Raw genomic sequence first — 26,769 nt, forward strand, 5'->3', positions numbered from 1 at the left:
GTATGTTTACGGCCAAGTGCTTGATTCTGAGCCTTGGCCGACTTTGTTTAGGAACCTGGGGGTAGGCTTTAGCCACCTGATTGCTTCCCGTCTGATCGTTGGGCGGTCCAGTGTTTCTTCTCACATTTATGGGATTTTTTATGGCTAAGCAATTTGATGTTGTCGTGATTGGTGCAGGCCCTGGTGGCTACATTGCCGCCATCCGTGCTGCTCAACTGGGTATGAGTGTCGCTTGCGTGGACGCCTGGTCCACCGCTGAAGGCAAACCCGCTCCTGGCGGTACGTGCACCAACGTAGGTTGCATTCCTTCCAAGGCTTTGTTGCAGTCTTCTGAGCACTTTGAGCACGCCAATCTGCATTTGGCCGAGCATGGCGTGGACGTTAAAGGCGTTTCGCTGAATCTGGATAAGCTGGTCGGTCGTAAAGACGTGGTCGTCAAGCAAAACAACGACGGCATCTTGTACCTGTTCAAAAAGAACAAGGTCACTTTCTTCCACGGTACCGCTACGTTTGGTGCCAAAGTTGACGGCGGCTGGTCGGTGAACGTGGCCGGTGCCAATGCTGAAGAGCTGGTTGCCAAGAACGTCATCATCGCTACCGGTAGCTCGGCACGTGCTTTGCCCGGTGCCGAGTTCGACGAAGAACAAATTCTGTCCAACGACGGTGCTCTGCGTCTGCCCAAGGTTCCCAAGAAACTGGCCGTTATCGGTGCCGGTGTGATTGGTCTGGAACTGGGTAGCGTGTGGCGTCGTCTGGGTGCCGAAGTGACCATTCTGGAAGGTGCTCCTGAGTTCCTGTCCGCTGTGGATCGCGACGTTGCCAAGGAAGCCCTGAAAGCCTTCACCAAGCAAGGTCTGAAGATCAATGTGGGCGTGAAAGTTGGCGAGATCAAAAAGACAGCCAAGCACGTTGCCATCAGCTACGTAGACGCTGCAGGTGCCGAGCACAAGCTGGAAGCCGACAAACTGATCGTGTCCATTGGTCGCGTGCCTAACACTGCCGGTCTGGGTGCAGAAACCATTGGTTTGAAACTGGACGAGCGCGGCTTTGTGGTCGTTGACGACGATTGTGCAACCAGCCTGCCAGGTATCTGGGCAGTGGGTGACGTGGTGCGTGGTCCTATGCTGGCCCACAAAGCTGAAGAAGAAGGTGTCGCTGTGGCCGAGCGTCTGGCTGGCCAGCAACCTCACGTCAACTTCGACACCGTACCTTGGGTTATCTACACCTCGCCCGAAATCGCTTGGGTTGGCAAGACCGAACAGCAATTGAAGACTGAAGGCCGTGCTTACCGCGCTGGCAGCTTCCCCTTCCTGGCTAACGGGCGTGCTCGCGCTCTGGGTGATACTACCGGTTTCGTGAAGGTATTGGCTGACGCCAAGACCGACGAAGTCCTGGGCGTTCACTTTGTGGGCCCTGTGGCTTCTGAGCTGGTGGCTGAAGCGGTTGCGATCATGGAATTCCGTGGCGCGTCGGAAGACATCGCCCGTATTTGCCATGCTCACCCAACACTGTCCGAAGCACTGAAAGAAGCCGCTTTGGCGGTGGACAAACGCGCTCTGAACTTCTGATAGACTTTCAGCGTGTTGTTGGAAAAGGGCGGGCACGGGCTCGCCCTTTTTTTCGTCAAATGATTGGCTTGATCAAGACCAGTCCCTAGGGCTTGCCATGCATGGGATAATTGACCATGCAGTATGCCCAGATTCTGTATCGGAAGGACGCTTGGCTATGACTATGGCGCTTTCTGACAGACCACTACCTGTCTTGGACAGGTTCTTTTATTTTCAGTGATATGAATGTTCGCGAGTATTACCATCAGGCTTTAGCGGAAAAAGGCTACCGCGCTGACCAAGCGCAGGAACAAGCCATTGACCGATTGCAACGCTATTACGACGAGTGGCTGGAGTTTCGCAAAATGCGCTCCAGCACCTTGCGTCGTATGTTTTCCCGCCCAGAGGTGCCGCGTGGTGTCTACCTGTGGGGTGGCGTAGGGCGTGGCAAGAGCTTCCTGATGGACGCGTTTTACCTGACGGTACCGCTCAAGCGCAAAACCCGGATTCACTTCCATGAGTTCATGCGCGGCGTGCACAAAGAGCTGAATCAGGTCAAAGGCATGGCTGACCCCTTGGATGAAGTTGCCAAGCGTATCGCCAAGCGTTATCGCCTGATCTGTTTTGACGAGTTCCACGTCTCGGATGTGGCCGATGCCATGATTCTGTACAAGCTGCTATTGGGCTTGTTTGAGCGCGGCACGTCTTTTGTTATGACCTCCAATTACGAGCCATCCACTCTGTACCCGGAAGGCTTGCACCGCGATCGAATTCTGCCTGCCATTGCGCTGATCCAGAAGAACATGGACATCATGAACGTGGATACGGGCGTAGACTACCGCCGCCGTGCGCTGGAACAGGTGAAAACCTATTTGACGCCATTGGGTCCTGAAACCTCGGCAGAGTTGCAGTCCATGTTCTCGGCCTTGTCGGATACCGCTCCGCTGGAGCCCGTCTTGACGATTGAGAACCGTGAAGTGAAGGCAGTAGCCTTGTCAGGTTCTGCCGTCTGGTTTGACTTTGAGACCCTATGCGTTAGCGCTCGTTCGCAAAACGATTATCTGGAACTGGCGAGCCGGTTTCAGACCGTAATCTTGTCCGATGTGCCTCGTATGACGGCACGCGATGCCTCTGCCGCGCGGCGTTTCACCTGGCTGGTCGACGTTTTTTACGATCACAAAGTGAAATTCATTATGTCCGCAGCGGTGCCCGAGGAAGAGCTGTATGTAGATGGCCCGATGGCCAACGAGTTCCACCGTACTGTCTCGCGTTTGATGGAAATGCAGTCGCGCGAGTACCTGGAGTCAGAACGGCGCCAGGCAGTTATTTTGTAGGCATTGGGCGCGGCCGGTGGCCAATGCGCCTGATCCCTGACCCTGACACGTAGTTTTATAAGCGTATTTTTTATCATGACGACACGAGTACTGACCGGCGTTACCACGACCGGGATTCCACACTTGGGCAACTATGCCGGGGCGATTCGTCCTGCTATCCGTGCAAGCCAGCAAGCTGATGTCGACGCATTTTTCTTCATGGCCGACTACCACGCCCTGATCAAATGTGACGACCCGGAGCGCGTAGCCATTTCGCGCCGTGCGATTGCGGCGACCTGGATAGCCTGCGGCCTGGATGTGGAAAAAGTAACGTTCTATCGTCAATCCGATATTCCAGAAATTCCAGAGCTGTCCTGGATGCTGGGTTGTGTGACGGGCAAAGGTCTGATGAACCGAGCCCACGCTTATAAAGCTTCCGTGGATAAAAACGAAGCTGCTGGCATTGAGCCAGATGATGGTGTCACTATGGGCTTGTTCAGCTACCCGGTGCTGATGGCAGCTGACATTTTGATGTTCAACGCACACAAAGTTCCCGTGGGCCGTGATCAGGTACAGCACTTGGAAATGGCGCGTGATATTGCCAAGAGCTTCAACCATTTGTACGGTCGTGGCAAAGAGCTGTTTGTGCTGCCTGAAGTACAGGTGGAAGAAGACCTGGCTTTGTTGCCGGGCCTGGACGGTCGCAAGATGTCCAAGAGCTATGACAACACCATTCCCTTGTTTGAAGGTGGCGCTAAGGCCCTGAAGTCTGCCATCGCCCGCATCGTGACGGACTCCAAAGGCCCAGGCGAGTCCAAGAACCCGGACGACTCTCACCTGACCGCCTTGTACAAGGCCTTTGCGACGCCAGAACAGACCCAGGCTTTCCGTCAGCAACTGATCGAGGGCATGGCGTGGGGCGAGGCCAAAGAGGCTTTGCATCAGGTTCTGGAAACCATGATTGCCCCCATGCGCGAGCGTTACGAGAACCTGATGGCTCGTCCACAAGATATTGAAGACCTGCTGCAAGTAGGGGCCCGCAAAGCCCGTGCCTACGCAACGCCGTTTATCCACGAACTGAAGGCCGCTGTTGGCTTGCGCGATCCGTTGAGTAGCGCAGCCAGCAAGACAGAAGCCAAGGCCCGTAAAGCCCGCTTTGTGAACTTCCGCGACGAAGACGGTAGCTTCCGTTTCCGTCTGCAAGATGCCGCCGGGCAAGAGCTGTTCCTGTCCAACTCCTATGCGGACCCCAAACAGGCGGGTGTGGCGATCAAGGCTTTGCAGACCGCGGCGTTTGCAGACGTGGTCAAGCAAGACGGCCAAGAGCTGCAAATTCATTGTGCCGGTGAAGAAGTAGCCCGCGTATCGGCAGATTTGCGTGATGCGATCGAAGCCGCTTTGAATTCGATGCGTGACTAAGCTGGGTAATCTGCAGCGGGATTGATCTATCGTTTGAGATTGATTTCGCAGTAGATACAGCAAGGTCCTTCGCGCTGCTGCTACGATGATCTAAGCGACAGATAGTTTGAGAAAAACAGCCCCAAAAAACCAGAGCATCATCAGGTTTTTGGGGCTGTTTCTATGACTGCCTTGAGTAAGCGGGTGACATCCCCGGCTTGGAAGTTCGCCGGGCTTGTTAGTGTCTGTCGCGTTGAGAGCTATGCGCCTTGTACTTGGTTCTTTGCTGAAGCCCTGGTCCGGACGGCGTTTGCTTTTAAGCTGAGGCTTAGTGAGTAGAAGACTTCGGATTTTGCGAGGCTTTCGCTTTTAAACCGCTTATGTCTGGTCCCAATCCTTGCTGGCCTGTTCCAGTGCCACAATATCCTCAGCGCAGATAGCTTCTCGCAAAGCTGTGAATTTTTCTTCACTCCATTCGTAGAGCTTCAGGGCCAGCAGACGCTCGATGGTCTCTTCATCAAAGCGCTTGCGCACCGGCACAGCCGGATTCCCCGCAACAATGGTATACGGCGCAACATTCTTGGTGACCATCGCGCCAGAGGCAATCACAGCACCTTCACCAACGACCACGCCGGGCATGATCATGGCGCGCATGCCAATCCAGGCCCCGTCGTGGATATGGGTATCGCCTTTGCCCACATAGGCGTCCGTAATCTTGTCTACGAAGGGGTACAGGCTGAACCAGTCCATGCGGTGAGTGTGATTGCCGCCCATTAGAATGACGGCCTCGGCCCCGATGCAGACGTAGTCGCCAATATGCAGCTGGTCTACAGGCCACTGCGAGGTCCAGGCATTGCGGCTGTACTCGTCCCCGTACAGGTAACGCACCACGCTTTGTTCAAAACTCCCACTCCAGGCGTCGCTGTAATAGCTGTGTGTGCCACGCACATGGATATTGGGGTTGGATACGGTTTCATGCAGGAGTTCGACCTGCGACCAGTGCTTTTGCACCCTGTTTCTCCTTCTTGGCTTTGCCGTGCCAGAGTGGGCTTTACGCGTGAGCGGGCAAAGTAGTGTGTTCGCGTTCAGGCCAGCAGAGCAATGTTGCGGAACCTGTTCGATTGACGCTAGTGAGTGCGTTAGTCTAATGCGCTTTGACAGGCTGTTGCCCTTAAAAAAGCTATAAAACATCAGGCCCTGCATGAATGCTCATGCAGGGCCTGATGTTTGCTGTCAGACTTTGAGCTAAGGCTTTATTCCGCCGTTTGGGCTGGAATACCTAGCTGTTCGCACAGACTCAAAATCTCGTCCAGATTTTCACGCTTGATGACAATCAGCTGGAACTCTTCGTCGTAGCTCTGGGCAAACTCTAGCAGGCAATATGAAGGATGGAACTGCTTCAATTGCTCATTGGCCCACTGGAAAAAGCCGTCCACGTCCTGAAAGGGCATGTCCTCGTAGGGAAAGGCGGGCAGGTCCTGGCTTTCAAATGCGGCCAGGATTTCTTCCCACAATTCATCCACGGTATCGGCCAAGGCCAGATAGTCGTCCAGCTCGTAGCTGATGGCCAGGATCAGTGCGCCATCGGGGTCATGGTCCATCAGGTTCTGGGCATGCTTGCCATAAGCTTCCCCCATGGCCGCCGGGCTGGCGCTGGCGCTCAGCACGGACTGGCTGATGGCCTCAATATCCTGTTCCTTCTGATCAAATCCGGTCAGCAGATTGAGCAGACGCGTCAGGCTGGAAAAGCGCTCGGTCTCCGTCATGGCTTATCTCCGAAGTTTGCTAAAGGCGGCTGCCATTGCACCAGTCGGTGCCGGATCAGCTTGCCGGTTAGGGCGATTGTTCCCGGAGCGGCGCTGGGGAGCGTTATTTGCGCTGCTGGAGCCTCGCACCGGGGCACTGTCGTCGTTTAGGCGCATGGTCAAACCAATACGCTTGCGGGCAACATCTACTTCCTGGACTTTAACTTTAACGGTCTGGCCTACGCGAACAACATCACGCGGGTCTTTCACAAAGGTTTCAGACAGGGCCGAGATATGAACCAAACCGTCCTGGTGTACGCCTATGTCTACAAAGGCACCAAAGTTGGCTACGTTGGTGACCACGCCTTCCAGAATCATGCCGGGCGTCAAATCTTTCAGGGAGTCGATGCCTTCCTGGAATTTGGCTGTGGTGAACTCAGGGCGCGGATCGCGGCCGGGCTTTTCAATTTCGTTAAAAATATCACGCACGGTCGGTAAACCAAAGCGTTCGTCGGTAAAGTCCGAGGGCGACAAACCTTTCAGTGCGCCCGATTTTCCCATGACTTCACTGGCTTCAGTTTGCAAACGCTCCAGAATACGGGCGGCAACGGGGTAGGCCTCAGGGTGAACTGAGGAGGCATCCAAGGGGTTGGCGGCGCCGGGGATGCGCAAAAAGCCAGCGGCTTGTTCAAAGGCTTTTTCACCGAAGCGGGGCACATCGCGCAATTGCTTGCGGCTGTGGAAGGCGCCGTTTTCGTCCCGCCAGCTCACAATGTTTTTGGCCAAGGTGTTGTTCAGTCCAGAAACACGGGCCAGCAAGGGAGCCGATGCGGTATTAACGTCCACGCCGACCGCATTCACGCAATCCTCGACCACTGCGTCCAGACTGCGGGCCAGTTCGCGTTGATTCACATCGTGCTGATATTGACCGACACCAATGGACTTGGGGTCGATCTTGACCAGTTCGGCCAAGGGATCTTGCAGGCGACGGGCAATGGATACCGCACCCCGCAGGCTGACGTCCATATCAGGGAATTCCTGGGCAGCCATCTCGGAAGCGGAGTACACCGAAGCGCCTGCCTCGGACACCACCACACGGGTCAGCGGCAATTGCGGGAAGGCCGATTGCAGGTCAGCAACCAGTTTTTCGGTTTCGCGCGACGCTGTGCCGTTACCAATCGCCACCAGCTCAACCTGGTGACGAGTGGCCAGACCGGCCAGAGTGCGAATCGAGCCCTCACGGTCACGGCGTGGCTCGAAGGGGTAGACCGTAGCCGTATCCAGGACTTTGCCAGTAGCGTCGATGACGGCGGCTTTCACGCCGGTACGGATACCGGGGTCCAGACCCAGCACAGCTTTGTTGCCAGCGGGGGCGGCCAGCAGCAGATCGCGCAGGTTGGCGGCAAATACACGGGTAGATTCTTGTTCGGCTTCTTCGCGCAAACGGCCGATGAGCTCGGACTCAAAGGCTGTCAGCAGTTTCACCCGCCAGGTCCAGCGGCAGACTTCGGCCAGCCAGTGATCGCGCGGGCTGGCATCAGCGGAGAAGTCGGCGCCAATGTCCGTCAGCTCCGCCACTTTCAGCACACAAGGATGCGGCAGCAGTTGATCTTGCTCTGGGTTCAGGCCCAGACGCAGGTCCAGCGCACCTTGTTGGCGACCGCGCAGCAAAGCCAGCACGCGGTGGGAGGGCAGTTGACGCAGCGGCTCGTTGAAATCGAACCAGTCGCGGAATTTGTCGCCATCCTGTTCTTTGCCTTCGGCAACCTTGGAGTACAGGTGTGCAGACTTCCACAGGTGGTCACGCATGGCTTCCAGCAGGTCCGCTTGCTCGGCAAAGCGCTCAGCCAGAATGTCGCGGGCACCATCCAGGGCAGCTTTGCCGGTGTCGATCTTGGCATCGGCGTTCAGATAGCCTTCGGCAAGCGCCAGAGGGTCTGCATTGGCCTGGGCCAGGATAGCGTCAGCCAGCGGCTCCAGGCCGGCTTCGCGGGCGATTTGGGCACGGGTACGACGTTTGGGCTTGTAGGGTGCGTACAAGTCTTCCAGACGCTGTTTGGTGTCGGCAGCCAGAATGGCTTGTTCCAGCTCGGGCGTCAGTTTTTCTTGCTGGCGGATCGATTCCAGAATGGCATGACGGCGCGATTGCATATCGCGCAAATAGATCAGGCGCACTTCCAGATCACGTAGGACATTATCGTCCAGCCCGCCGGTGGCTTCCTTGCGGTAACGGGCAATAAAAGGGACCGTGGCCCCGTTGTCCAAGAGCTCAACCGTAGAGGCGGCTTGTTGGATGCGGATGTTCAGTTCAGAGGCCAGTAGCGCCAGAATCTGCTGGTGATCCTGTTGCTGGGCGAGGGTTTCCACAGTCATTTCAGTTATGGGTCCATCGTTGTAAAAGGGTCTGCAAGCGCCGCATTTTGCCATAAAGACCGGCAGCGACCCAGGATTGGCAGGTATCATCTTGTATGTATTCCACTGTGATTGTAGACAGTTCTGTCATTCGTCACCTCTCCCTTAGCGGTTTTGCCCCATGTTGTTGCAGGATTATTCCGATATATTTTCCCCCCAAGGCCCCCTGGCAGAGTCTGTCCCGCACTATCGTCCGCGGCAGGCCCAGCTGGAGCTGGCCCAAGCCATCAGCGAAACCGTCGCCGAGTCCGGTGTTCTGATTGCCGAGGCGGGCACAGGAACGGGCAAGACCTGGGCCTATCTGGTGCCCGTGTTCATGCAAGGCGGTAAAGCACTGGTCTCGACCGGGACACGCACCTTACAGGATCAACTTTTCCGTCGGGACATTCCCCATTTGCGTAAAGCGCTGGCACTGCCGGTGGATGTGGCTTTACTCAAGGGGCGTAGCAACTACGTCTGTCATTACCATCTGGAGCGCTTGGGGCAGGACGACCGGGCCTTGAAGTCCCGTGCGGAAATTGCTTACCTGCGTGCCATCCAGCTGTTTACCGAGCGCAGCCGTAGTGGCGATAAGGGCGAACTGGCTGAAGTCCCCGAAGATGCGGATATTTGGCACCGAGTCACTTCCACTCGAGATAATTGCCTGGGTCAGGATTGTCCCTTTGTGCGCGACTGCTTTGTGATGAAAGCACGCCGCCATGCCCAGGATGCGGATGTGGTGGTGGTGAACCATGCTTTGTTCATGGCGGATCTGGCCTTGCGTGAAGAGGGCGTGACGGACTTGTTGCCCAGTGTGGATCTGGTGGTCTTTGACGAAGCGCATCAATTGCCTGATGTGGCAACCCGTTTCCTGGGTAGTAGCGTGTCCTTGTATCAATTGACCGACTTGTGTCGGCAGATCGAAGCGGCAGGTCTGGCCCAAGCCCGCGAAACCGTAGATTGGAGCCAGGTCTCCCGCAAGCTGGAACAAGCGGCTCGTGATCTGCACCTGCGCACCGCAACGCTGGCTGCCCAAGGTGGTCGTGCCACTTTCCAGGCGTTGCCCGAACCGGAACGGTTTGACGAGGCGCTGGAGCTACTGCTGGAAACCTTCGATAAAGTCATCAAGATGCTGGCCATGGTGGCTGAACGCCACCCTGATCTGGCGGCTGCGCATAAAAGCGCACTGGAGCTACGTGCGCGTTTATTCCAGTGGAGTCAGCCGGATCGCCAGGGCCGTCACGCTTATCTGCCAGAAAGTGAAAAAGATGAAGACCAGCCCGACGAGTTCGTGCGTTGGGTGGAAAGTGGTCAGCACTATTTGCGTCTGCATAGTGCGCCTTTGTCGGTAGCTAAGATTTTCTCGCGCTACAGAGGTAAAGAGCAGTCCTGGGTACTGACCTCGGCCACGCTGTCTGTACATGGTGATTTCAATCACTTCAAGCGACAGCTGGGCTTGTTCGACGCCCGTACCGAATCCTGGGCCTCGCCCTTTGATTACCCTAATCAGGCGCTGTTCTATGTGCCCAGCACCTTGCCCTTGCCTAGTCACCCCAATTTCAACCAGGCCTTCGTCGATGCGCTGATGCCGTTGATCAAGGCAGGGCAGGGCGGTGTGTTGGTGCTCTGTACGACCCTGCGCGCGGTAGAGCGTATTGCGGATATGCTCCGGGATCGATTCGATCAGGAAGATATAGAGCGCAATGTGCTGCGACAGGGGGAGCGTTCGCGCCAAGTCCTGCTGGACGAATTCCGTGCGCGTGGCAATGCGGTGCTGGTAGGTAGCGCCAGTTTCTGGGAAGGGATTGACCTCCCCGGTGACGCCTTGACGTTAGTCGCTATCGACAAGCTGCCCTTTGCTCCGCCTGATGATCCGGTGCTGGAAGCCCGGATTAAAGAGTGCAAGGATAGAGGCGGTAATGCCTTTATGGAATACCAGCTGCCAGAAGCCGCGATTGCTCTAAAACAAGGGGCAGGCCGCCTGATTCGTACTGAACGTGATTGGGGTGTGCTGCTGGTAGGCGATACTCGCATTGTCGAAAAACCCTACGGAAAATTGCTGTGGCGTGGCTTGCCACCCTTTGCCCGTACTCGTGATCCTGCCCGTGCGCTGGCGTTTCTGCGGGAGCAGAAGGCCAAGCGGCAAAGCGAGGAAGTTACGGATGGTTCGATAGGAGATGGGCTGTGAGTACAATCACGGCTATGGCTACCCTTGCTTACCTCACATTGGAACCGGTTGATTACCGGGGCTCAGCCATGCCTCGCGGACATTTCCACTCCGTCACACCGCCCTAAGGGGCACTAGCGCTGCAAGAGCGCTCTTTTCTTGCACCCCCCCATTTTGATTGGCCTATAGCTGTTTGCAGCTATGGGCTTACTCCTATTTGCCTTGCATGTCTTGCCTTGGATTATCGAGCAGGATGCTGTGAGCGCGTCTATCCCTTCTTCGCTAAGGGCGGTGTTTATGTTTATTGAAAAAATGAGAACGGAGTGGTTCTCCAATGTTCGGGGTGATTTGCTGGCTGGCCTGGTGGTGGCCTTGGCACTCATCCCTGAAGCGATCGCGTTTTCCATTATTGCCGGTGTTGATCCCAAAGTTGGTCTGTATGCCTCTTTCTCTATCGCGACGCTTATTGCCTTTGTAGGTGGGCGACCCGGCATGATTTCGGCAGCCACCGGGGCGATGGCCTTAGTGATGGTGACGCTGGTGAAGGAGCATGGGCTCGACTATCTCTTGGCGGCGACCATTCTTGCAGGAGGGCTGCAAATGCTGGCTGGCTTTTTACGCCTTGGGCAGCTTATGCAGTTTGTCTCCCGGTCGGTCATCACTGGCTTTGTCAACGCCTTGGCAATCTTGATTTTTATGGCCCAATTGCCCGAGTTAACGAATGTCACTTGGCCTGTCTATGCCATGACTGCAGCGGGGCTGGTCATCATTTATGGGTTGCCTTATATCACCAGGGCGGTGCCTTCGCCGTTGGTGGCGATTGTTGTCTTAAGTATTGTTTATATGGTTTTTGAGCTGGATATCCGTACCGTCGGTGATATGGGGGCTTTGCCTGACAGTCTGCCCAGTTTTTTGATTCCGCAGGTTCCCTGGACGTGGGAGACCGTGCAAATTATTTTTCCTTACTCTGCCACCTTATGTGTCGTGGGCCTGTTGGAGTCCTTGATGACGGCCACTATCGTGGACGATATGACCGACACCACGAGCAACAAAGACAGAGAGTGTGTTGGTCAAGGTATGGCCAATATCGCCACGGGTTTTGTGGGCGGGATGGCAGGTTGCGCCATGATTGGTCAGTCAGTGATCAATGTGAAATCAGGTGGCCGGGGCCGACTGTCGACCTTAACGGCGGGTGTTGTGCTGTTAATACTGGTTGTCTTCCTGGGAGAATGGGTGAAGCAGATACCTATGGCTGCCCTGGTCGCTGTGATGGTGATGGTTTCTATCAGCACATTTAATTGGCGTTCGATCAAAGACCTGGTGATTCACCCCAAAACATCCAGCGTTGTCATGCTGGCAACGGTGGTGGTCACGGTGGCTACACACGATTTGGCCAAGGGTGTGCTGACAGGTGTTTTGTTCTCCGGGGTGTTCTTCGCACACAAGGTGCGGCGTATTTTGCATGTTAGTTCAAGCCTTAGCCAAGATAAGCAGACCCGCACCTACGTCGTTTTCGGGCAAGTGTTTTTTGCCTCTGCGGAGAGCTTTGTTGCGAAATTCGACTACCAGGAGCGAGTGGCTCGTATCTGCATTGATGTGAGCCAGACGCGATTTTGGGACTTAAGCTCGGTTGCGGCGCTGGATCGGGTTGTGCTGAAGCTGCGACGGGGTGGTGCTTATGTTGACGTACTGGGCCTGGACGCCAGTAGCACGATGATGGTGGAACAGTTTGCTCGTTACCCTAATAGCGACGGCACGAATCCTGTGAGCCCTCATTAAGTAGAAGGGCCGGGGCTGGATGCTCCGGCTTTTCCTTTCATGAATTGGCAGAGGTTCGCTGTTGGCTGAGACGACTTAAGCCCACGATTTCAGTCTCCTAGCAGCCTTAGTTTCTTAAAAATAATAATTCAGGTTTAAACCAAAACCTTAGCCCAACGCAGGGTAATCCCCATCCTTCAAGTCATTGACGCTCCAAATCAAGCTCATTACCATCACAACATACAGATATGTATGTTCTAAAACCACTTGTGTTTGGTGATCCTAATGACGACAGAAAAGACTTTGCCGCGGGTGATGCGTTTTGGTGATTTGGCGTTCCAGCCCCGAGAAGAAAAGCCGGAGATGGCACAGCTGGCGGAGATTGTGGGCGAGCAGGATGGTACGCCGCTAAGTGCCGGTTATGCCCGTCTGAGCAATGCGCGGATTGAATGGACCGTGTTGTATGACGAGGTGGTCACGGTGATGGAGGGCAGTATCAAGATCCATACCCCGCAAGGTGTGTTGCAGGCAGGACCGCTGGACTGCATTTGGCTGCCTGCTGGTACTCCTTTGATTTATGAAGCTGAGTCCGCCCTGATCCATTACTGTCTGCATCCCAGCAACTGGGCCAGCGCACGGACGGCGGCATGAGCATCAGGAAAATCACGCGGCTGCCCGAGAACGACAAGACCAATGGGTGGAGTCAGCTGTTAAGCCCCCGTACTCCCAAGCCTGCGTTGACTAATGACATACAGGCGGATTGGGTGATCGTGGGCGGCGGTCTAGCCGGTTTAGCGGCCGCCCGTCGTCTGGCAGAAAACCGTCCCGAAGACAGCATCGTGGTGCTGGAGGCTGATCAGGTGGGCGAGGGCGCTCAAGGCCGGAACTCGGGCTTTGCGATTGATAGCCCTCATAACGTGGGTAGTTCCATGGGCGAGCTGGATGCTGCCCGCTCGCATGTACGTCTGGCGCGTACAGCGATTGCTTATCTGAGAACCCAGGTCGAGCGTTACGGCATTGAGTGTGACTGGAGCCCCATCGGGAAATTCCATGCCGCCGTTTCCGAGGAAGGTGTACGCACGACTTTGAAGCCCACGCTTCAGGTGCTGGAGTCCTTGAAAGAGCCACATGAATGGCTCGATAGCAAGGCTTTGCACGACAAGTTGGGGTTCAAGCATTTCCGCGCAGGCATTTACACCCCCGGCACGGTCTTGCTGAACCCGGCGGGTCTGTCGCGCGGTTTGGCTGACAATATGCCTGCCAATGTCACTGTCTATGAAAAAACGCCGGTGTTGTCTTTACAGCAAGGTGATGGTGTCACGCTGGAAACACCCGGTGGCAAAGTGCATGCGGGCAAGATGATCCTGGCCGTAAACGTGTTTGCGGAGCAATTCGGTTTTTACAGCGGTAAGTTGATGCCAATGGCGGCCCATGCCAGCTTGACCCGCTGTCTGACGGAAAGCGAGCAACGTGAGCTGGGTGGTGTAGCCAGCTGGGGTTTGACGCCTGCCAATGCTTTTGTGGGTATCACCATGCGGCGCACCAATGATCAGCGTATTTTGATCCGTCAGCACATGACTTACGCCCCTAATCTGCGCAGCGATGATGAAAGCCGTCGTCGTGTCCGTCTTGAGCACAAAACCTTGTTTGACGAGCGTTTCCCGAACTTGAAAAACGTGGAAATGGAGCACACTTGGACTGGCTTTATCTGCCTGTCTCGTAATGGCTCGCCGGGCTTTGGGCAGCTTGCTCCTAATATTTATTCGGCTGTGTGTCAGAACGGCGTGGGCCTGACTAAAGGCACGATCTCCGGCATGTTGGTGGCCGACATGGCTTGCGGTGTGGACAATCCTTTGATTGCAGACATGCAGGCTTTGGGGCAGCCCGATGCCTTGCCACCGCGTCCGTTTCTAGATGTTGGTGTCCGGGCTCGTTTGGCTTGGGAATTGTGGCGGCACAGGGCGGAAGCCTGATATCTGAAGTTTGAACAATAAATTTAAAAGAAATACCCAGGAGGAGTTATGACGCTTTTGAGCAAGACTTTGCTGACGGTGATGTTCAGCCTGAGCGCGGCCACGGTGTCCGCACAAACCATGCGTATCGCTACAGACTCGGGGGCGCAGGGCTCGCCTAGTGGCGACGCTATCGAGAAATGGGCTGCTCTGATTAAAGAGGGCACGCAAGGTGCCTTGTCGCCACGGGTGTTTTATCAGAACCAGCTGGGTGGTCAGGAAGAGGTGTTTGACCAACACGTCGCTGGTGATGTGCAGTTGATGCTGAACTGGCCCATGACGTCCTACGACAAGCGTATTGCGGTGATCTACACGCCCTATATGTTCACCACTTGGGAACAAGCGCTGGCAGCCTACCAAGCCGGTGGCTGGCTTAACGAAACGCTGGACGGTGTGTACAAGGAAAATGGTCTGAAGTTTTTTGGGGCCTGGCCTGAGGGCTTTAATGGGGTGGCGACGAAAGGCAAACACGCCATGACGGTGGAGGGCGCCAAAAACATCAAGGTGCGTGTCCCGCCGATCTCCATGATGCAGCAGTCGGTGCAGGCCATGGGCTATCAGACTGCAGCCATTGATTGGGGCGAAGTCTTTACCTCTATTCAAACCGGCGTGGTTGATGGTGACGCAGCCAACGTCATTTATTACGACTACGAGTACTTCCGCGACACGCTGGATTACTACGTGCGCAGCAAGCAGCAGTTCATTACTGGCGTGCTTTCCATGAATCTGGAAGCCTGGAACGCCTTGAAGCCCGAGCAGCAGGAAGTGGTTCAGGCCTCGGCCATCAGCATCATGCAAGAGCAGTTTGCCAAGGCTCAAGTAGCGGATGACGCCATTGTTGAGAAGTGGAAAGCCTTGGGCAAACACTATATCGAGCTCGACAAGGACCAACTGGCCGCGCTGGGCACGCATGTTCGCGGCAAGGTCTGGCCATCGATGCGCTCTGAAGTCGGTGACAGCATCATGGCCCATATCGAGAAAAATGCCTCGGCTCTCCAGTGAGCACCTTGGATCAAGGGAGTATGAATGTGAGTGAGGACATCTCGATTAGACGCGGACCTGCCTTGATCGCGCTGGAATGCCTGGCCATTGTGTCCAGCATTGTGGTGGCGGCGGGTCTGGCCTATGTAGTGGCGGCCCGTTATTACCTGAACTGGCCTGCGACAGGTGTGCATACCATCGTCATGGTGGCGGCTATTTGGCTGTACATGACGGGGGCCTTGATTGCCAGCCAGTCGCGTCAGCATTTGGTGGTGGATTATCTGGCGCATCGTTTGCAGACGCCGCGAGCCCGTGCCATCCACCGTTTTTGTGTCTCGGTGTTGGTACTGGTGATTGTGCTGGCCTTCGCCTACTGGACCTTGCGTATGTTCATGTGGGGCTCCCGTTTCTCGACCACTATGCCAGAACTGGGGATTCCCGTTTGGGTTCCTCAGGCGGCCATTGGCTTGAATGCGGCGGGTAGCCTGTTGTATGCCTTGCGCGATGTTTATCAGTCTTTGATGGCCTTGCGCCGTGGAGGCCATTGATTATGCATGCTGGATTTTCTGTTCTCCTGCTTTTACTCCTCTTGGGTGTTGGGGTGCCGGTCGCCTGGTCGTTTGCCGGTACGCTGCTGATGTTGACGCTGGTGTATGACGTCAACTTGAATACCTTGATGCTGCAGGGTTTTCGTTCTTTGAACTCCCTGGTGTTGCTGGCCTTGCCTTTGTTCATCATGGCGGGCTACTTGATGCAGGCAGGTGGCATTGCTCACCGTTTGGTGGGCTTTGCCGAGCTGTTGGTCAAGAATCGTCGAGGTGGCATGGGGGCCAGCATGGTCTTGGCCTCGGGGGTGTTCGGAGCGATTTCAGGTACCGCGTCGGCAGCTGTGGCGTCTATTGGAACGATTCTGGTCGATCCCATGGAGCAGCGTGGCTACCCGCGTGAGTACTCGGCAGCCTTGCTGGGGATTTCCTCTTTGCTGGGCATTCTGATTCCGCCATCCATCACCATGATCTTGTTTGCGGTGGTGACGCAGCAATCAGTCGTGGCTTGTTTTGCGGCCACCATTGGACCAGGCCTGCTTTTGATGATCGGCCTGACGTTGTTCAATTACGTGGTGGCAGGGCGCTGGTTCAAGGAGCTGCCTGCTCAAGCCGTAGATGAGCAAACCCGCCGTTCTTCGCTCAAGACCTTGCTCTATGCCGTGCCAGCTCTGTGTATTCCTGCCTTGATTCTGGGCGGGATTTATGGGGGCGTGTTCACACCTACTGAGGCCGCGGCCGTGGCGGTCGTGCTGGTGATTGGCATTGGTTGTTTTGTATACCGTGAACTGACTGTGCGCAAATTGTGCGACAGCTTCGTACGTACGGCAGAGACCACCGGCACCGTTATTTTGATTCTGCTGTTTTCCTTCCTGATAGGCCGCATTTTGGTCGCCCAGGGAGTGCCACAGGATTTGACGGCTTTTGTGACTGGTCTGGTTGACAGCCCCATCGGCATTCTTTTGATGGTTAATGTCTTCCTGATTCTGGTGGGCATGATTATTGATGACGTATCGCTGACGGTTGTGGTCGCTCCTTTGCTTCTGCCTCTGGTTGGCGTGGCCGATGTGAGCCCGGTTCAGTTTGCCGCCATCGTGGCTTGTGCAGTCATTGTGGGTTCTAACAGCCCACCGATGGCACCTGTGCTGTATATGTCTTGCCGCATCAGTAAAGTGGCGGTCCATCGCTCCTTTGGTCCTGCCATTGCCATGATTGTCTTTGTGGCTATCCCGATTCAATTAATCACCACCTTCGTGCCCGCTGTGTCTTTGGCGTTTCCACGAATGCTGGGCCTGTTATAGAGGAGCGCCGGTATACTTTGGCGACTAAAGCGACTCTACAAGCAGGTGATATGAGCGATAAGGAACTGATTGAAAGCGTGGCCCGAGCTGGGGCACTGTCCGAACCAAACGTGCATTTGACGCGGGCGGATTGGCTGGAAGCCGCCATCCGCCTGTTTATGCAGGAAGGGGTGGAGGCGGTGCGCATTACCCGCCTGGCCCAGGTCATGGCTGTGACGCGAGGCAGTTTTTATTGGCACTTCAAGGACAGGGACGATCTGCTGGATGGGCTGGTCGGTTTCTGGGAGCAAAAGAATATGCGCTCCACCATGCTGGCCTTGGAGAACGTGGACAATTTGCAAGATGGCATGTTGTCCTTATTTTCCACCTGGCTGGATGTCTCACGGTTTGAACCCGGCCTTGATATGGCCATGCGTGATTGGTCCCGACGCTCCGAACGGGTGCGTTTGGCTGTAGCTCGTGCTGATAAAGCTTGTATGAACGCCCTGTCCAGTTTCTTTCAACGCATGGGTGTTGAAAAGATAGAGGCTCAAACGCGAGCCCGGACAACCTATTTTTGTCAGATCGGCTATTACCTGATCGGTTTACAGGAAGAGCTGCAAGATCGGATGGTGTATCTGGATGACACCATGAGGATTCTGGGTGGTCAGCCTTTGGACCCGGCCAAGGCCAAGGCATTTGCAGAGCGTATGTATAGCGTGCAAAAGGACAATGCCGAGAAAGCGGGGTGATACTAAGATGCCCTGGGGTTTATGGCAGTGGGATCTGCTTAGACGGCACAAGGCGGCTGGAGTCTTATTTACCCGCAAGCTAGCCTAAAGAGAGGAGTGGTGTGAGCTAGGCTTGCATACAAGCCCACTCTGCAGGGCAGGGCAGAACGAACAGGCAAGGATCATTTCGTAGATGCCAGCAAAATTAAAAGGGCCGAATCCTGTATGGAATTCGGCCCTTTTTTGGGACTACGCTATGACACAAGCAGTCCCTATGTGTGCAGGGACGTCTGCGTCAAGGTTTAGAACCAGTTAATCGGGTTCCAGTAGTTCACCTTGGTATCCAGACCTTCCTTGAAGTAAACCGAATCAGGGAAGTTTTGATCCATCACGCGTTTGGTGGTGTCGCGCAGCTCGGTTTGACCCATTTTGTCGTAAGACAGATACATCAAGTACAGAGCACGCTCGGCAATAGGTACACCCTTGAAGTCGGTAATCACGGTCTGTGCACGGTTAACCGCTGCCACATAAGCACCACGCTTGTAGTAGTACTCGGCCACGTGGACCTCGTTCTGGGCAATGGTGCTGACCAGCCAGGTCAGACGCTTGGCCGCATCGGGAGCGTAACGGCTATTGGGGTAGCGTTGCAGCAGATCGTTAAAGGCTTCGTAGGATTCGCGCAGGCCTTTGGGGTCACGCTCGCTGGGGTCCTGTTGGGTAATGTTGGACAGGGCCGCGCTAGGAGGCGTAAAGGAAATCAGCCCTTTCAGGTACAACATATAGTCGGTACCGGGGTGGCTGGGGTATTGTTTCTGAAAACGATCAATAGCGGCCAGGGCTTTGGCAGGCTCTTCGTCTTTCCAGTTGATGTAGGCTTGGTCGATCAGCGATTGCTGTGCGAAGGTGCCAAAGGGATAGCGGGACTCGACGGCTTCCAGACGGGCACGCGCATCTTTCCAGTTGCCAGCGGACATTTCTTCGCGGGCGTCTTTATACAAGCGTTCGGCTGTCCAACCTGAGGTTGGATCAACTTCTTTTTTGGTAGTGCCGCAGCCAGCAAGCAAAGTGGCGGCCAGCATTAATGCGGCTACTTGGGCCAGCTTGGTACCACGAATACGTGGCAAGTTCAGGTTCAGGCGAGTCACAAAAGCGTCCTTGGTGTTAGCATTGCTGCTCAATTATATGATTTGTCGCCATGCCTGACACAGATACTGAAAAAGATAGTGTTGTTTCTTCCGACGCACTGCGTTTTATCCTTCCCATCACTGCGTCTCCTGACCGTCTGGACAAGACCTTAGCGCGTTTGCTGCCGCAGCATTCGCGCAGCCGTCTACAGTCCTGGGTCGAGAGCGGGCATGTTCTGGTCAACGGCCAGGCCGTCAAGGTCAAGCACACGGTTTACCCCGGTGATACGGTGCTGGTCTGGGAGCAACAAGCCCCCGAAGACATGGCTTTCGAGCCCGATGACGTGGACTTTGAGATTGTGGCCCAAAGCGATTCCTGGCTGGTCGTCAACAAGCCCGTGGGTCTGGTCACGCACCCCGGTGCGGGTAACTGGCGCGGCACCTTGCTGAATGGTTTGCTGTTTCGCTTCCCCACTTTGCGCCAAGTGCCTCGTGCCGGTGTTGTACACCGGCTGGACAAAGACACCTCCGGCCTGCTGGTTATCGCCCGCACGGAAGTTGCACAAACCCACTTTGTCCGACAACTGCAAGAGCGTAGCATGGGACGTCAGTATCTGGCCTTGGTCCATGGTGTCTTGCCGGGACAGGGCTCGGTAGATGCTCCTATCGGGCGTGATCTGCGTGTGCCGGTGCGTATGAGTGCCGGGCAGTCTGTGGCCCCCAAACCAGCACTGACCCATTATCAGATGTTGCGTCAGGGTTACGTGGGTGAAGAGTCCATTACCGAAGTGGCTTGTCGCCTGGAGACGGGGCGCACGCACCAGATTCGCGTCCATTTAAGCTCGATCAAGCACCCGCTGCTGGCCGACACCTTATATGGGGGCCGGGTACTGGCAGGAGCCCAGCGTCAAATGCTGCATGCTCATGTCTTGGAGTTCGAGGACCCCGATACGGGCGAGCGTCGTCGCTTCTCGGCCGCGCCACCGTCTGATTACCAGTCTGTTGTAGAGACGATCGAATGGCACACTCAAAGCTGATCCCTACCATTAGCGGCCCCGAACAAGCGGGGCTGCTTTATTTTTGTACGACTCGTGCAGGCGGCGTTAGCCAGGACGAGCGGACCAGCCTGAATCTGGGGCTGAATACGGGTGATGATCCGGCGCGGGTTCAGGATAACCGTCAGCGGCTAGCGACGTTTCTAGGATCAGACCCTGTCTGGCTGGCACAGGTGCACGGTACGGATTTGCTGGATGCAGACCAGGAGATCCTGCCCCCTGCGCCGCGAGAATTTGATGCCGCGATCACCACTCGCCGGGATCGTACGCTGGCTATTCTGACGGCCGACTGCCTGCCGGTTGTGATCTGGGATGGACAAGCCCAGATTCTGGGTGTGGCCCATGCCGGTTGGCGTGGGCTGCAAGCGGGTGTTCTGGAGCGCACCTGGCAAGCGATGGCGACACGTTGCCCCCAGGCGCAGTCCTGGCAAGCCTGGATTGGGCCTGCGATCAGCCAGGACTATTTTGAAGTAGGGCAGGAAGTTTTTGACGCCTATGTTTCTAAAGGGCCTGAATTAGCGAGTTTTTTTATTCCCGGACAGCGCCCTGGAAAATGGCAGGCGGATTTGCCCGGCATTGCCCGTCAGCGCTTGGAACAATTGTGTCCCGGAAAAATGACCGTGCACTTAAGTGGCTTGTGTACGTTTAAACAGGACGACCTGTTTTATTCCTATCGTCGCTCGCCCTTGACGGGGCGACAGGCCACCATTGCCCGCTTGAATCCGGTTTAACGGTTTTTTGATCGCCTTAAGTACGATAAGAAATCCTTAATATTGTCTATTGGCGTGTCAGCCTAATTAATTACCCCAATTGACTGGTTTTGTTACGAACGTCATGCTCTAAGCGTATTTGCAATTCGTTTACAGGTGGCAGATGTCGAGTAACAACCGTGCTTTTCAAGGTTTTGGCAAACCGATTGATGCCACCCGCTGTGCTGAACTTCAGGCTCGTTACATGCAGCAGTGGCAAGACCTGTGGGACCAGGCCCAACGCGGCGCCTTGCCTCCCCCACAGGATCGCCGTTTTGCCGATGCTGCCTGGCAGAGCAATCCCACCGCCTTGTTCAATGCCCATATCTGGCAGCTTAGCGTTCAGGCCATGAACGAAATGCTGGGCCTGATGGAGCTGGAAACGGCGCAGCGCGAGCGTCTGGGTTTCTCCATGATGCAGTGGGCTGAAGCGATGTCGCCCAGCAATTATCTGATGCTCAACCCCCAGGCCTTGCAGACCATGATGGATACGGGCGGCCAATCCGTGCTGGAAGGCATGTCCAATTTTATGGACGATTGGCAAAAGGGGCGGCTGACGCAAACGGATGAAAGCCAGTTTCAGCTGGGACACAACGTGGGCACCACCTCGGGTGCTGTTGTGTTCCAGAACGATATTTTTCAGCTGATCCAATACGCACCCACCACCACGATGGTGCATGCGGTGCCATTGTTGATCGTGCCCCCCTGCATTAACAAGTTCTACATTCTGGACTTGCAACCCGAGAACTCTTTTGTGCGCCATGCCCTGGATCAGGGGCTGACGGTGTATCTGATGTCCTGGCGCAATCCTCAGCCTGACGATGCCAAGCATATTCAGGCTCTGGGCTGGCAGGATTATCTGGAGCAGGGCGTGCTGGAGGCGGTTCGCGTCAGCCAGGAGCTGTCCGGCCAGGAAAAAATCAATACGCTGGGCTTTTGTATTGGCGGCACCTTGCTGGCCAGTGCCTTGGCTCTGGCGCGCAATAAGGGTCAGGACCCAGCCGCTTCTATGACCTTGCTGACCACCATGTTGGACTTCACCGACGTGGGGATGCTCAATGTGTTCATCGACGAGGCGCAGGTTGCGTATCGCGAGTGGCAGTTGGGGCAGGGTGGTTTGCTCAATGCCCGCGAACTGGCCAGTACATTTTCCTTTCTACGGCCAGCAGAGCTGGTCTGGAATTACGTCAACAGCAATTATTTGCAGGGTAAAAAACCGGCTGCGTTTGACTTGCTGTATTGGAATTCCGACGGCACTCATTTGCCCGGTCCGTTCTTTACCTGGTACTTGCGTAATACGTATCTGGAAAATCGCCTGATTCAGGACGGCGGGGTACCGGTAGGCGCTCACCGTGCGGATCTAAGGCAGCTTGATTTGCCTGTGTATCTGTATGGCTCCAAAGAAGACCATATCGTGCCCTGGCAGTCGGCCTACGCCTCCTTGCAGGCGTTGCCCGCGGCCCAGCATCGGTTTGTGCTGGGGGCGTCTGGGCATATTGCCGGCGTGATCAATCCACCGGCCAAGCAGCGCCGTAATTATTGGGTGCTGCAGGATGGTGAGCCGGTGTCGACACTGGATGCTCAGCAATACATGGAACGGGCGCAGTCTGTTCCCGGTAGCTGGTGGTCGGATTGGATTGCGTGGCTGGCGCCCTTGTCCGGTTCGCGTCGCCGAGCCAAACGCCGCTTGGGCCATGCCCAGTATCCGGTGTTGGAAGAGGCACCCGGCAGCTATGTAAAAGTGCGCGCCAGTTAATACTTCAATTTTCAGGTTTCGGAAGCAGGTCACTTAGCCTGCTTTCATTATCTCGACGTCGGTCGTGTATCTGGCCCAGGCCGGCGTCGGGATTTCAAGCTTTGTCACCCCTTTCAGGAGATGTCTATGAGCAGCAAAATAGCTTACGTAACTGGTGGTATGGGAGGGATAGGGACAGTTATTTGTCAGCGTCTGGCCAAGGACGGTTTTACCGTTATTGCCGGTTGTGGCCCCAACCGTGATTTCCAAAAGTGGTTGGGCGAGCAGGCTGAGCTGGGCTATACATTTCATGCCTCGGTAGGCAATGTAGCCGATTGGGATTCGACTGTTGAAACCTTTAAAAAGGTCTTTGCCGATTTTGGTCAGGTCGATGTGCTGGTCAACAATGCGGGGATTACACGTGATGGTACGTTCCGTAAGATGAGCCAGGAAGATTGGCGTACGGTTATCGATACCAACTTGAATAGCCTGTTTAACGTGACCAAGCAGGTTATTGATGGCATGGTGGAACGTCAGTGGGGCCGCATCGTCAACATCAGCTCGGTAAATGGGCAAAAAGGGCAGTTTGGTCAAACCAACTACTCCACCGCCAAAGCCGGCATTCATGGCTTCACCATGGCCTTGGCCCAAGAGGTTGCCAATAAAGGGGTGACGGTTAATACTATTTCCCCCGGTTATATTGGTACGGACATGGTGCGTGCGATTCGCCCCGATGTTCTGGAGAAGATCGTAGCCACCATCCCGGTGGGCCGTTTGGGTACGCCAGATGAAATTGGCTCTATGGTGGCCTGGTTGGCGTCGGCGGATTCCGGTTTTGCCACTGGCGCAGATTTCTCCTTGAACGGCGGCCTGCACATGAGCTAAGGCTTATGACTGTGCATTTTGTTTGTTTGTGATTTTTTGATTAGGAAGTAAGCACCAGCATGGGATCCCCTCGACTCATCAAGAAATACCCCAATCGTCGCTTGTACGACACGCAGGCCAGCGCTTACATCACCATGGTTGATGTCAAGCAGCTGGTGCTGTCAGGAGAGGAGTTCGCGGTCGTCGATGCTAAAAGCGGCGAGGACCTGACGCGCACTATTCTTTTGCAGATCATTCTTGAGGAAGAAAGTGGGGGGATTCCCATGTTCTCGACCCCGGTGCTGATGCAGATCATCCGCTTCTATGGCAATGCCATGCAGGGGGTAATGGGCTCGTATTTGGAAAAGAATATCCAGGCTTTCATGGAAATCCAGGAGCGCATGACCGAACAGTCCAAAGGCGTGTACGGAGCCCAGTTTGGCCCCGAGGCCTGGGCGCAGTTCATGAGCGTACAGGCGCCAGTTATGCAGACTGTTATGAACAGCTATATCGATCAGAGTAAAAACCTGTTCGTGCAAATGCAGGACCAGATGCAGGATCAAACCCGGCAAATGTTCTCGGTCTTTCCCTTTGTGCCACCTGGTAAAGACAAGAAGGACTGATTTTTTAGCCTGCCAGCGTTTTAAACGGGGTATGGCTGCTTAGCGTTTCTTGGTAGCGGGCCACATGGCCCGCTTCTTCATGCAGGAACTCTTCAATTGCATGAGCAAAGCGCGGGTCGGCAATCCAGTGTGCGGAGCAGGTGGGGGTCGGCAACAAGCCACGCGAAAGCTTGTGTTCCCCTTGAGCGCCACCTTCAAAAAAACGCAGTTGCTGCGCAATGCAGAACTGAATCGCTTGGTTGTAGCAGGTCTCGAAATGCAGGCCAGGCACGTAGTTAGTACAGCCCCAGTAACGTCCATAAAGCGTGTGCCCATCCCGTAGCGAAAGGGCACAGGCTACGTCTTGCCCATGTTGCCGCGCCAGAATCAGCACCAGAGATTTTGGCAATTGAGCGTGCAGGCGTGCAAAGAAATCCCGATTCAGATAAGGGTGTTGTCCACGCTCCTGATAGGTGTTGGCGTAGCACAGGTAAAAATAATCCAGATCCTGTTCGCTAATGTCCTTTCCCTGTTTGTGTTCAAAGGACAGGCCCTGCTCGTAGACCTTGCGGCTGTCCTGCCGCAATTTTTTGCGTTTTTGTTGGGTCAGGGAAGCTAGAAAGTCCTCGTAGCTGGCGTAGTCCTGGTTCTGCCAATGAAATTGCACATCATGGCGAATCATGAAGCCTGCCTGCTCCAGAGCTTGCCTGTCGTCTGCATTCGGGAATAGTACATGCACAGACGATAGCTGATTGTTCCGCGTCAGTTCAATGAGTTGCTGGGCCAGCAGAACTCGATCTTCTTGGGTGCGAGCCAGAAGACGCGGGCCGCTGACAGGCGTAAAAGGGATAGCAGACAAAAGCTTGGGGTAATAGTCCAGGCCGTGACGCTGATAGGCCTGGGCCCAGCCTTGGTCAAACACGTACTCCCCCCGAGAATGGTGCTTCAGATACAGCGGTACGGCGCCACACAGCGTTGGTCCACGATGCATTAATAGATAATGTGGTGACCAGCCTGTGTTCGGGGTGGCACAAGCGGTTTCGTCCAACGATGTCAAAAAAGCATGGCTGAGCAACAGGTGATGGCCAGATAGCGCGTCCCAGAGTGCAGCGTCCAGCTGATTCAGTTGTGTGCAGAGTGAGAATTGGATCGGTTCAGTGCTGACCATGGTAATGGGGACGTCGAAAGCCTATCTTGAAACAGGGGCAGGGCAGAGGCCCTGGCGGCTTTGTATACTAGCCAGCGTTTCATGCAAAGGGAAGGCTTGTTTGGCATTGTTGCCAGCGCTTGCCCAAGAAGAGGAATTCATGAAGAAAATTGCTTTGGCGCTGGGTGCTGCGATGGTGTTGGCGGGTTCGGCACAAGCGGGTCCTGCTTGTGAGTATTTGCGTAATTATGTCGCTTTGCAGTCGCAATCGGGAGCTGAACTGCAGATGCAAGATCAGGATGGGGCTTGTCGAGTTCAAAACGCACAATGGTCGACAGGTGCTTCGTCGATGCTGTTGGCCTTTGACGAACTGGTTTTGCGTGATGAGGGCTTAGCAGCATTTTCTGATCAGCAAGAAATCCCTCAGTCTATGGAGCTGACGGTAAGCGGTATTTATGTTCTGACAGGTCTGCTGCCAGGGCAGGATTACGTGATGCGTCTGCAAGCCAAGCCGATGGATTTTTCCCTTAAGTACAAGTGGGATTCGGCCTCGGCACAGTTGTATCTGGAGCAGGCCCGGCTGCGTAGCCAGAGCCTGCGTGAACTTCGTATTCAGGCGCAGTTTGAAATTGAATCAGCAGCAGGGCGTGGATTGGGCGTGGACGAGCTTGAGCAGGCGCAGCTTAAAAGCCTGAGTCTGTACCTGGATAATCAAAACCTGTTCCAATCTATGGTCATGCCCGCATTGGTCATGAATATGAGTATGTACGAGGACCCGCGCCCCGGTATTGAGAAGGCCTTGCTGGCAGCGCGCACTGCGGTGCAGCTTATGCCTGACTCGGTCGCGGATAGAGGCAGTCGCGATGCCTTGCTGGCATTTATTGCTCAACTACCTGCACCTGATGGGCGTTTGGCGCTGGATATCAAGATGGATCCGCCGTGGTCGGCGGCACTCCTGGAGTCTGGAATGTCTGTGGATCAAGCGCGTAAATTGATGTCTGGCCTGAGCCTGCAAGCCCGGTACGCGACAGGGCAAGTTCCCTCTACCTATATCTGGCTGCGCGATCAGCTGCGTGATGGCTTGCGTTTGCTCAGCCTTCGTAAGGCAGTCGCATCGCATTAGCCCGCCCCAGGCGCTGTAGGCCTTTCTGATCTGGTGGTGCTGTTTGGACTTTGGCTATTAATAAGGCGGGGCTGTTCAGTATAGACACCGAACTGCCCCGTACTTAGCACGCCTGATACCACGGTTTGGTCGATGCAGTGTGGGGGCGTTCTTCTAGCGTATTAGCGCCCAATGTATCGCGAGCAGCAGGGTCGATAAGACGAGTAGCTGAAGCAGGACGAAAAAAAACCGCCGCATAAGCGACGGTTTTTTAAATTTGGTTGCGGGGGCAGGATTTGAACCTACGACCTTCGGGTTATGAGCCCGACGAGCTACCATGCTGCTCCACCCCGCGTCAGAAAAGTAACTATAACACGTTTTTCGATTATGTACATAGTGTGGCGGGTTTATTTCATTAATATTCGTGTTCTTGTTTTGGTGGGTGGTCTATAGCGGGATAAAACGGTCTTTCAATTTTCTTGCGTCTTGTTGGTCGCAATGGTGTAATAAGGACTGTGCTTAC

At 55.1% G+C, this 26,769-nt stretch carries 22 protein-coding genes and 1 tRNA gene; 17 read left to right on the forward strand and 6 right to left on the reverse strand.

Annotated elements, in window-relative coordinates; all coding sequences use genetic code 11:
• The first annotated feature begins 140 nt into the window (after nt 1-140).
• The 3 genes from lpdA (at nt 141) to IE156_RS08795 (ending at nt 4,279) form a co-directional block, all read left to right on the forward strand.
• Nucleotides 141-1,568: a dihydrolipoyl dehydrogenase gene (gene lpdA / locus IE156_RS08785; RefSeq protein WP_189392124.1), complete on the forward strand. Its 1,428-nt coding sequence runs from the start codon at nt 141-143 to the stop codon at nt 1,566-1,568.
• A 221-nt stretch (nt 1,569-1,789) separates the two neighbouring features.
• Nucleotides 1,790-2,881, forward strand: a complete 1,092-nt coding sequence (gene zapE / locus IE156_RS08790; RefSeq protein ID WP_189392125.1) for a cell division protein ZapE — start codon at nt 1,790-1,792, stop codon at nt 2,879-2,881.
• Nucleotides 2,882-2,956: 75 nt separating this feature from the next.
• Nucleotides 2,957-4,279, forward strand: a complete 1,323-nt coding sequence (locus tag IE156_RS08795; protein WP_189392126.1) for a tryptophan--tRNA ligase — start codon at nt 2,957-2,959, stop codon at nt 4,277-4,279.
• Between the two features lie 357 nt (nt 4,280-4,636).
• Here the strand turns inward: IE156_RS08795 and IE156_RS08800 are convergent, their stop codons facing one another.
• From IE156_RS08800 to IE156_RS08810, 3 genes are all read right to left on the reverse strand, one after another.
• The gene (locus IE156_RS08800; protein WP_189392127.1) at nt 4,637-5,269 is read right to left on the reverse strand and encodes a CatB-related O-acetyltransferase; all 633 of its coding nucleotides are present in this window, start codon (nt 5,267-5,269) and stop codon (nt 4,637-4,639) included.
• Between the two features lie 242 nt (nt 5,270-5,511).
• The gene (locus IE156_RS08805; RefSeq protein ID WP_189392128.1) at nt 5,512-6,024 is read right to left on the reverse strand and encodes a hypothetical protein; all 513 of its coding nucleotides are present in this window, start codon (nt 6,022-6,024) and stop codon (nt 5,512-5,514) included.
• Between the two features lie 3 nt (nt 6,025-6,027).
• On the reverse strand, nt 6,028-8,376 hold the full coding sequence (locus IE156_RS08810; protein WP_189392129.1) for a Tex family protein: 2,349 nt from the start codon (nt 8,374-8,376) through the stop codon (nt 6,028-6,030).
• Between the two features lie 160 nt (nt 8,377-8,536).
• Between IE156_RS08810 and yoaA the strand changes: the two genes are divergently transcribed.
• The 8 genes from yoaA (at nt 8,537) to IE156_RS08850 (ending at nt 17,889) form a co-directional block, all read left to right on the forward strand.
• A complete protein-coding gene (gene yoaA / locus IE156_RS08815) occupies nt 8,537-10,582 on the forward strand; it encodes a DNA repair helicase YoaA (protein WP_189392130.1) in 2,046 nt (681 codons plus the stop codon).
• A 276-nt stretch (nt 10,583-10,858) separates the two neighbouring features.
• Nucleotides 10,859-12,340, forward strand: coding sequence for a SulP family inorganic anion transporter (locus IE156_RS08820; RefSeq protein WP_189392264.1), 1,482 nt, complete (start codon nt 10,859-10,861; stop codon nt 12,338-12,340).
• Between the two features lie 264 nt (nt 12,341-12,604).
• Entirely contained in the window at nt 12,605-12,970 is a 366-nt protein-coding gene (locus IE156_RS08825; protein WP_229841139.1) for a EutQ-related cupin domain-containing protein, read from the forward strand.
• On the forward strand, nt 12,967-14,292 hold the full coding sequence (locus tag IE156_RS08830) for an NAD(P)/FAD-dependent oxidoreductase (protein WP_189392131.1): 1,326 nt from the start codon (nt 12,967-12,969) through the stop codon (nt 14,290-14,292). The genes IE156_RS08825 and IE156_RS08830 overlap by 4 nt, the downstream gene beginning before the upstream one ends.
• A 48-nt stretch (nt 14,293-14,340) precedes the next feature.
• Nucleotides 14,341-15,333: a TRAP transporter substrate-binding protein DctP gene (dctP, locus tag IE156_RS08835; RefSeq protein ID WP_189392132.1), complete on the forward strand. Its 993-nt coding sequence runs from the start codon at nt 14,341-14,343 to the stop codon at nt 15,331-15,333.
• Between the two features lie 20 nt (nt 15,334-15,353).
• The gene (locus tag IE156_RS08840) at nt 15,354-15,860 is read left to right on the forward strand and encodes a TRAP transporter small permease (protein ID WP_189392133.1); all 507 of its coding nucleotides are present in this window, start codon (nt 15,354-15,356) and stop codon (nt 15,858-15,860) included.
• 2 nt (nt 15,861-15,862) lie between these two features.
• Nucleotides 15,863-17,158, forward strand: a complete 1,296-nt coding sequence (locus IE156_RS08845; RefSeq protein ID WP_189392134.1) for a TRAP transporter large permease — start codon at nt 15,863-15,865, stop codon at nt 17,156-17,158.
• A 50-nt stretch (nt 17,159-17,208) separates the two neighbouring features.
• Nucleotides 17,209-17,889 (forward strand): TetR/AcrR family transcriptional regulator, encoded by a 681-nt coding sequence (locus tag IE156_RS08850; protein WP_189392135.1) that lies wholly within the window; start codon nt 17,209-17,211, stop codon nt 17,887-17,889.
• A 281-nt stretch (nt 17,890-18,170) separates the two neighbouring features.
• On the opposite strand, the gene IE156_RS08855 is transcribed toward IE156_RS08850, so the two are convergent.
• Complete coding sequence (locus IE156_RS08855; RefSeq protein WP_189392266.1) at nt 18,171-18,968, reverse strand: outer membrane protein assembly factor BamD; 798 nt, start codon at nt 18,966-18,968, stop codon at nt 18,171-18,173.
• A gap of 95 nt (nt 18,969-19,063) precedes the next feature.
• Here IE156_RS08855 and IE156_RS08860 point away from each other — a divergent pair, with 95 nt between their 5' ends.
• The 5 genes from IE156_RS08860 to phaR all read left to right on the forward strand — a co-directional run bounded on the left by IE156_RS08860 (nt 19,064) and on the right by phaR (nt 24,018).
• On the forward strand, nt 19,064-20,029 hold the full coding sequence (locus IE156_RS08860; protein WP_189392136.1) for an RluA family pseudouridine synthase: 966 nt from the start codon (nt 19,064-19,066) through the stop codon (nt 20,027-20,029).
• Nucleotides 20,011-20,778: a peptidoglycan editing factor PgeF gene (gene pgeF / locus IE156_RS08865; protein WP_189392137.1), complete on the forward strand. Its 768-nt coding sequence runs from the start codon at nt 20,011-20,013 to the stop codon at nt 20,776-20,778. Before IE156_RS08860 ends, pgeF begins: the two co-directional genes overlap by 19 nt.
• Nucleotides 20,779-20,920: 142 nt before the next feature.
• Nucleotides 20,921-22,552 carry a PHA/PHB synthase family protein gene (locus IE156_RS08870; protein ID WP_189392138.1) on the forward strand — a complete coding sequence of 544 codons (1,632 nt, stop codon included), beginning with the start codon at nt 20,921-20,923 and terminating at the stop codon, nt 22,550-22,552.
• 126 nt (nt 22,553-22,678) lie between these two features.
• Nucleotides 22,679-23,416, forward strand: coding sequence for an acetoacetyl-CoA reductase (gene phbB / locus IE156_RS08875; protein ID WP_189392139.1), 738 nt, complete (start codon nt 22,679-22,681; stop codon nt 23,414-23,416).
• Between the two features lie 59 nt (nt 23,417-23,475).
• The gene (gene phaR, locus IE156_RS08880; RefSeq protein WP_189392140.1) at nt 23,476-24,018 is read left to right on the forward strand and encodes a polyhydroxyalkanoate synthesis repressor PhaR; all 543 of its coding nucleotides are present in this window, start codon (nt 23,476-23,478) and stop codon (nt 24,016-24,018) included.
• 4 nt (nt 24,019-24,022) lie between these two features.
• Here phaR and IE156_RS08885 read toward each other — a convergent pair whose 3' ends face one another.
• Nucleotides 24,023-25,165, reverse strand: coding sequence for a GNAT family N-acetyltransferase (locus IE156_RS08885; RefSeq protein ID WP_189392141.1), 1,143 nt, complete (start codon nt 25,163-25,165; stop codon nt 24,023-24,025).
• Nucleotides 25,166-25,304: 139 nt separating this feature from the next.
• Between IE156_RS08885 and IE156_RS08890 the strand changes: the two genes are divergently transcribed.
• Nucleotides 25,305-26,267, forward strand: a complete 963-nt coding sequence (locus tag IE156_RS08890) for a hypothetical protein (protein ID WP_189392142.1) — start codon at nt 25,305-25,307, stop codon at nt 26,265-26,267.
• 257 nt (nt 26,268-26,524) lie between these two features.
• Here the strand turns inward: IE156_RS08890 and IE156_RS08895 are convergent.
• Nucleotides 26,525-26,601 (reverse strand) — tRNA-Met (locus IE156_RS08895).
• Between the last annotated feature and the right edge of the window lie 168 nt (nt 26,602-26,769).

This window comes from Alcaligenes pakistanensis (assembly GCF_014652815.1).
Lineage (GTDB): Bacteria > Pseudomonadota > Gammaproteobacteria > Burkholderiales > Burkholderiaceae_B > Alcaligenes > Alcaligenes pakistanensis.

What these genes read in the sequence shown, in the direction of transcription:
- lpdA (WP_189392124.1), top strand. Translation starts at nt 141, where the DNA reads ATGGCTAAGCAATTTGATGTTGTCGTGATTGGTGCAGGCCCTGGTGGC.
- zapE (WP_189392125.1), top strand. Translation starts at nt 1,790, where the DNA reads ATGAATGTTCGCGAGTATTACCATCAGGCTTTAGCGGAAAAAGGCTAC.
- IE156_RS08795 (WP_189392126.1), top strand. Translation starts at nt 2,957, where the DNA reads ATGACGACACGAGTACTGACCGGCGTTACCACGACCGGGATTCCACAC.
- IE156_RS08805 (WP_189392128.1), bottom strand. Translation starts at nt 6,024, where the DNA reads ATGACGGAGACCGAGCGCTTTTCCAGCCTGACGCGTCTGCTCAATCTG.
- IE156_RS08810 (WP_189392129.1), bottom strand. Translation starts at nt 8,376, where the DNA reads ATGACTGTGGAAACCCTCGCCCAGCAACAGGATCACCAGCAGATTCTG.
- yoaA (WP_189392130.1), top strand. Translation starts at nt 8,537, where the DNA reads ATGTTGTTGCAGGATTATTCCGATATATTTTCCCCCCAAGGCCCCCTG.
- IE156_RS08820 (WP_189392264.1), top strand. Translation starts at nt 10,859, where the DNA reads ATGTTTATTGAAAAAATGAGAACGGAGTGGTTCTCCAATGTTCGGGGT.
- IE156_RS08825 (WP_229841139.1), top strand. Translation starts at nt 12,605, where the DNA reads ATGACGACAGAAAAGACTTTGCCGCGGGTGATGCGTTTTGGTGATTTG.
- IE156_RS08830 (WP_189392131.1), top strand. Translation starts at nt 12,967, where the DNA reads ATGAGCATCAGGAAAATCACGCGGCTGCCCGAGAACGACAAGACCAAT.
- dctP (WP_189392132.1), top strand. Translation starts at nt 14,341, where the DNA reads ATGACGCTTTTGAGCAAGACTTTGCTGACGGTGATGTTCAGCCTGAGC.
- IE156_RS08840 (WP_189392133.1), top strand. Translation starts at nt 15,354, where the DNA reads ATGAATGTGAGTGAGGACATCTCGATTAGACGCGGACCTGCCTTGATC.
- IE156_RS08845 (WP_189392134.1), top strand. Translation starts at nt 15,863, where the DNA reads ATGCATGCTGGATTTTCTGTTCTCCTGCTTTTACTCCTCTTGGGTGTT.
- IE156_RS08850 (WP_189392135.1), top strand. Translation starts at nt 17,209, where the DNA reads ATGAGCGATAAGGAACTGATTGAAAGCGTGGCCCGAGCTGGGGCACTG.
- IE156_RS08860 (WP_189392136.1), top strand. Translation starts at nt 19,064, where the DNA reads ATGCCTGACACAGATACTGAAAAAGATAGTGTTGTTTCTTCCGACGCA.
- pgeF (WP_189392137.1), top strand. Translation starts at nt 20,011, where the DNA reads ATGGCACACTCAAAGCTGATCCCTACCATTAGCGGCCCCGAACAAGCG.
- IE156_RS08870 (WP_189392138.1), top strand. Translation starts at nt 20,921, where the DNA reads ATGTCGAGTAACAACCGTGCTTTTCAAGGTTTTGGCAAACCGATTGAT.
- phbB (WP_189392139.1), top strand. Translation starts at nt 22,679, where the DNA reads ATGAGCAGCAAAATAGCTTACGTAACTGGTGGTATGGGAGGGATAGGG.
- phaR (WP_189392140.1), top strand. Translation starts at nt 23,476, where the DNA reads ATGGGATCCCCTCGACTCATCAAGAAATACCCCAATCGTCGCTTGTAC.
- IE156_RS08885 (WP_189392141.1), bottom strand. Translation starts at nt 25,165, where the DNA reads ATGGTCAGCACTGAACCGATCCAATTCTCACTCTGCACACAACTGAAT.
- IE156_RS08890 (WP_189392142.1), top strand. Translation starts at nt 25,305, where the DNA reads ATGAAGAAAATTGCTTTGGCGCTGGGTGCTGCGATGGTGTTGGCGGGT.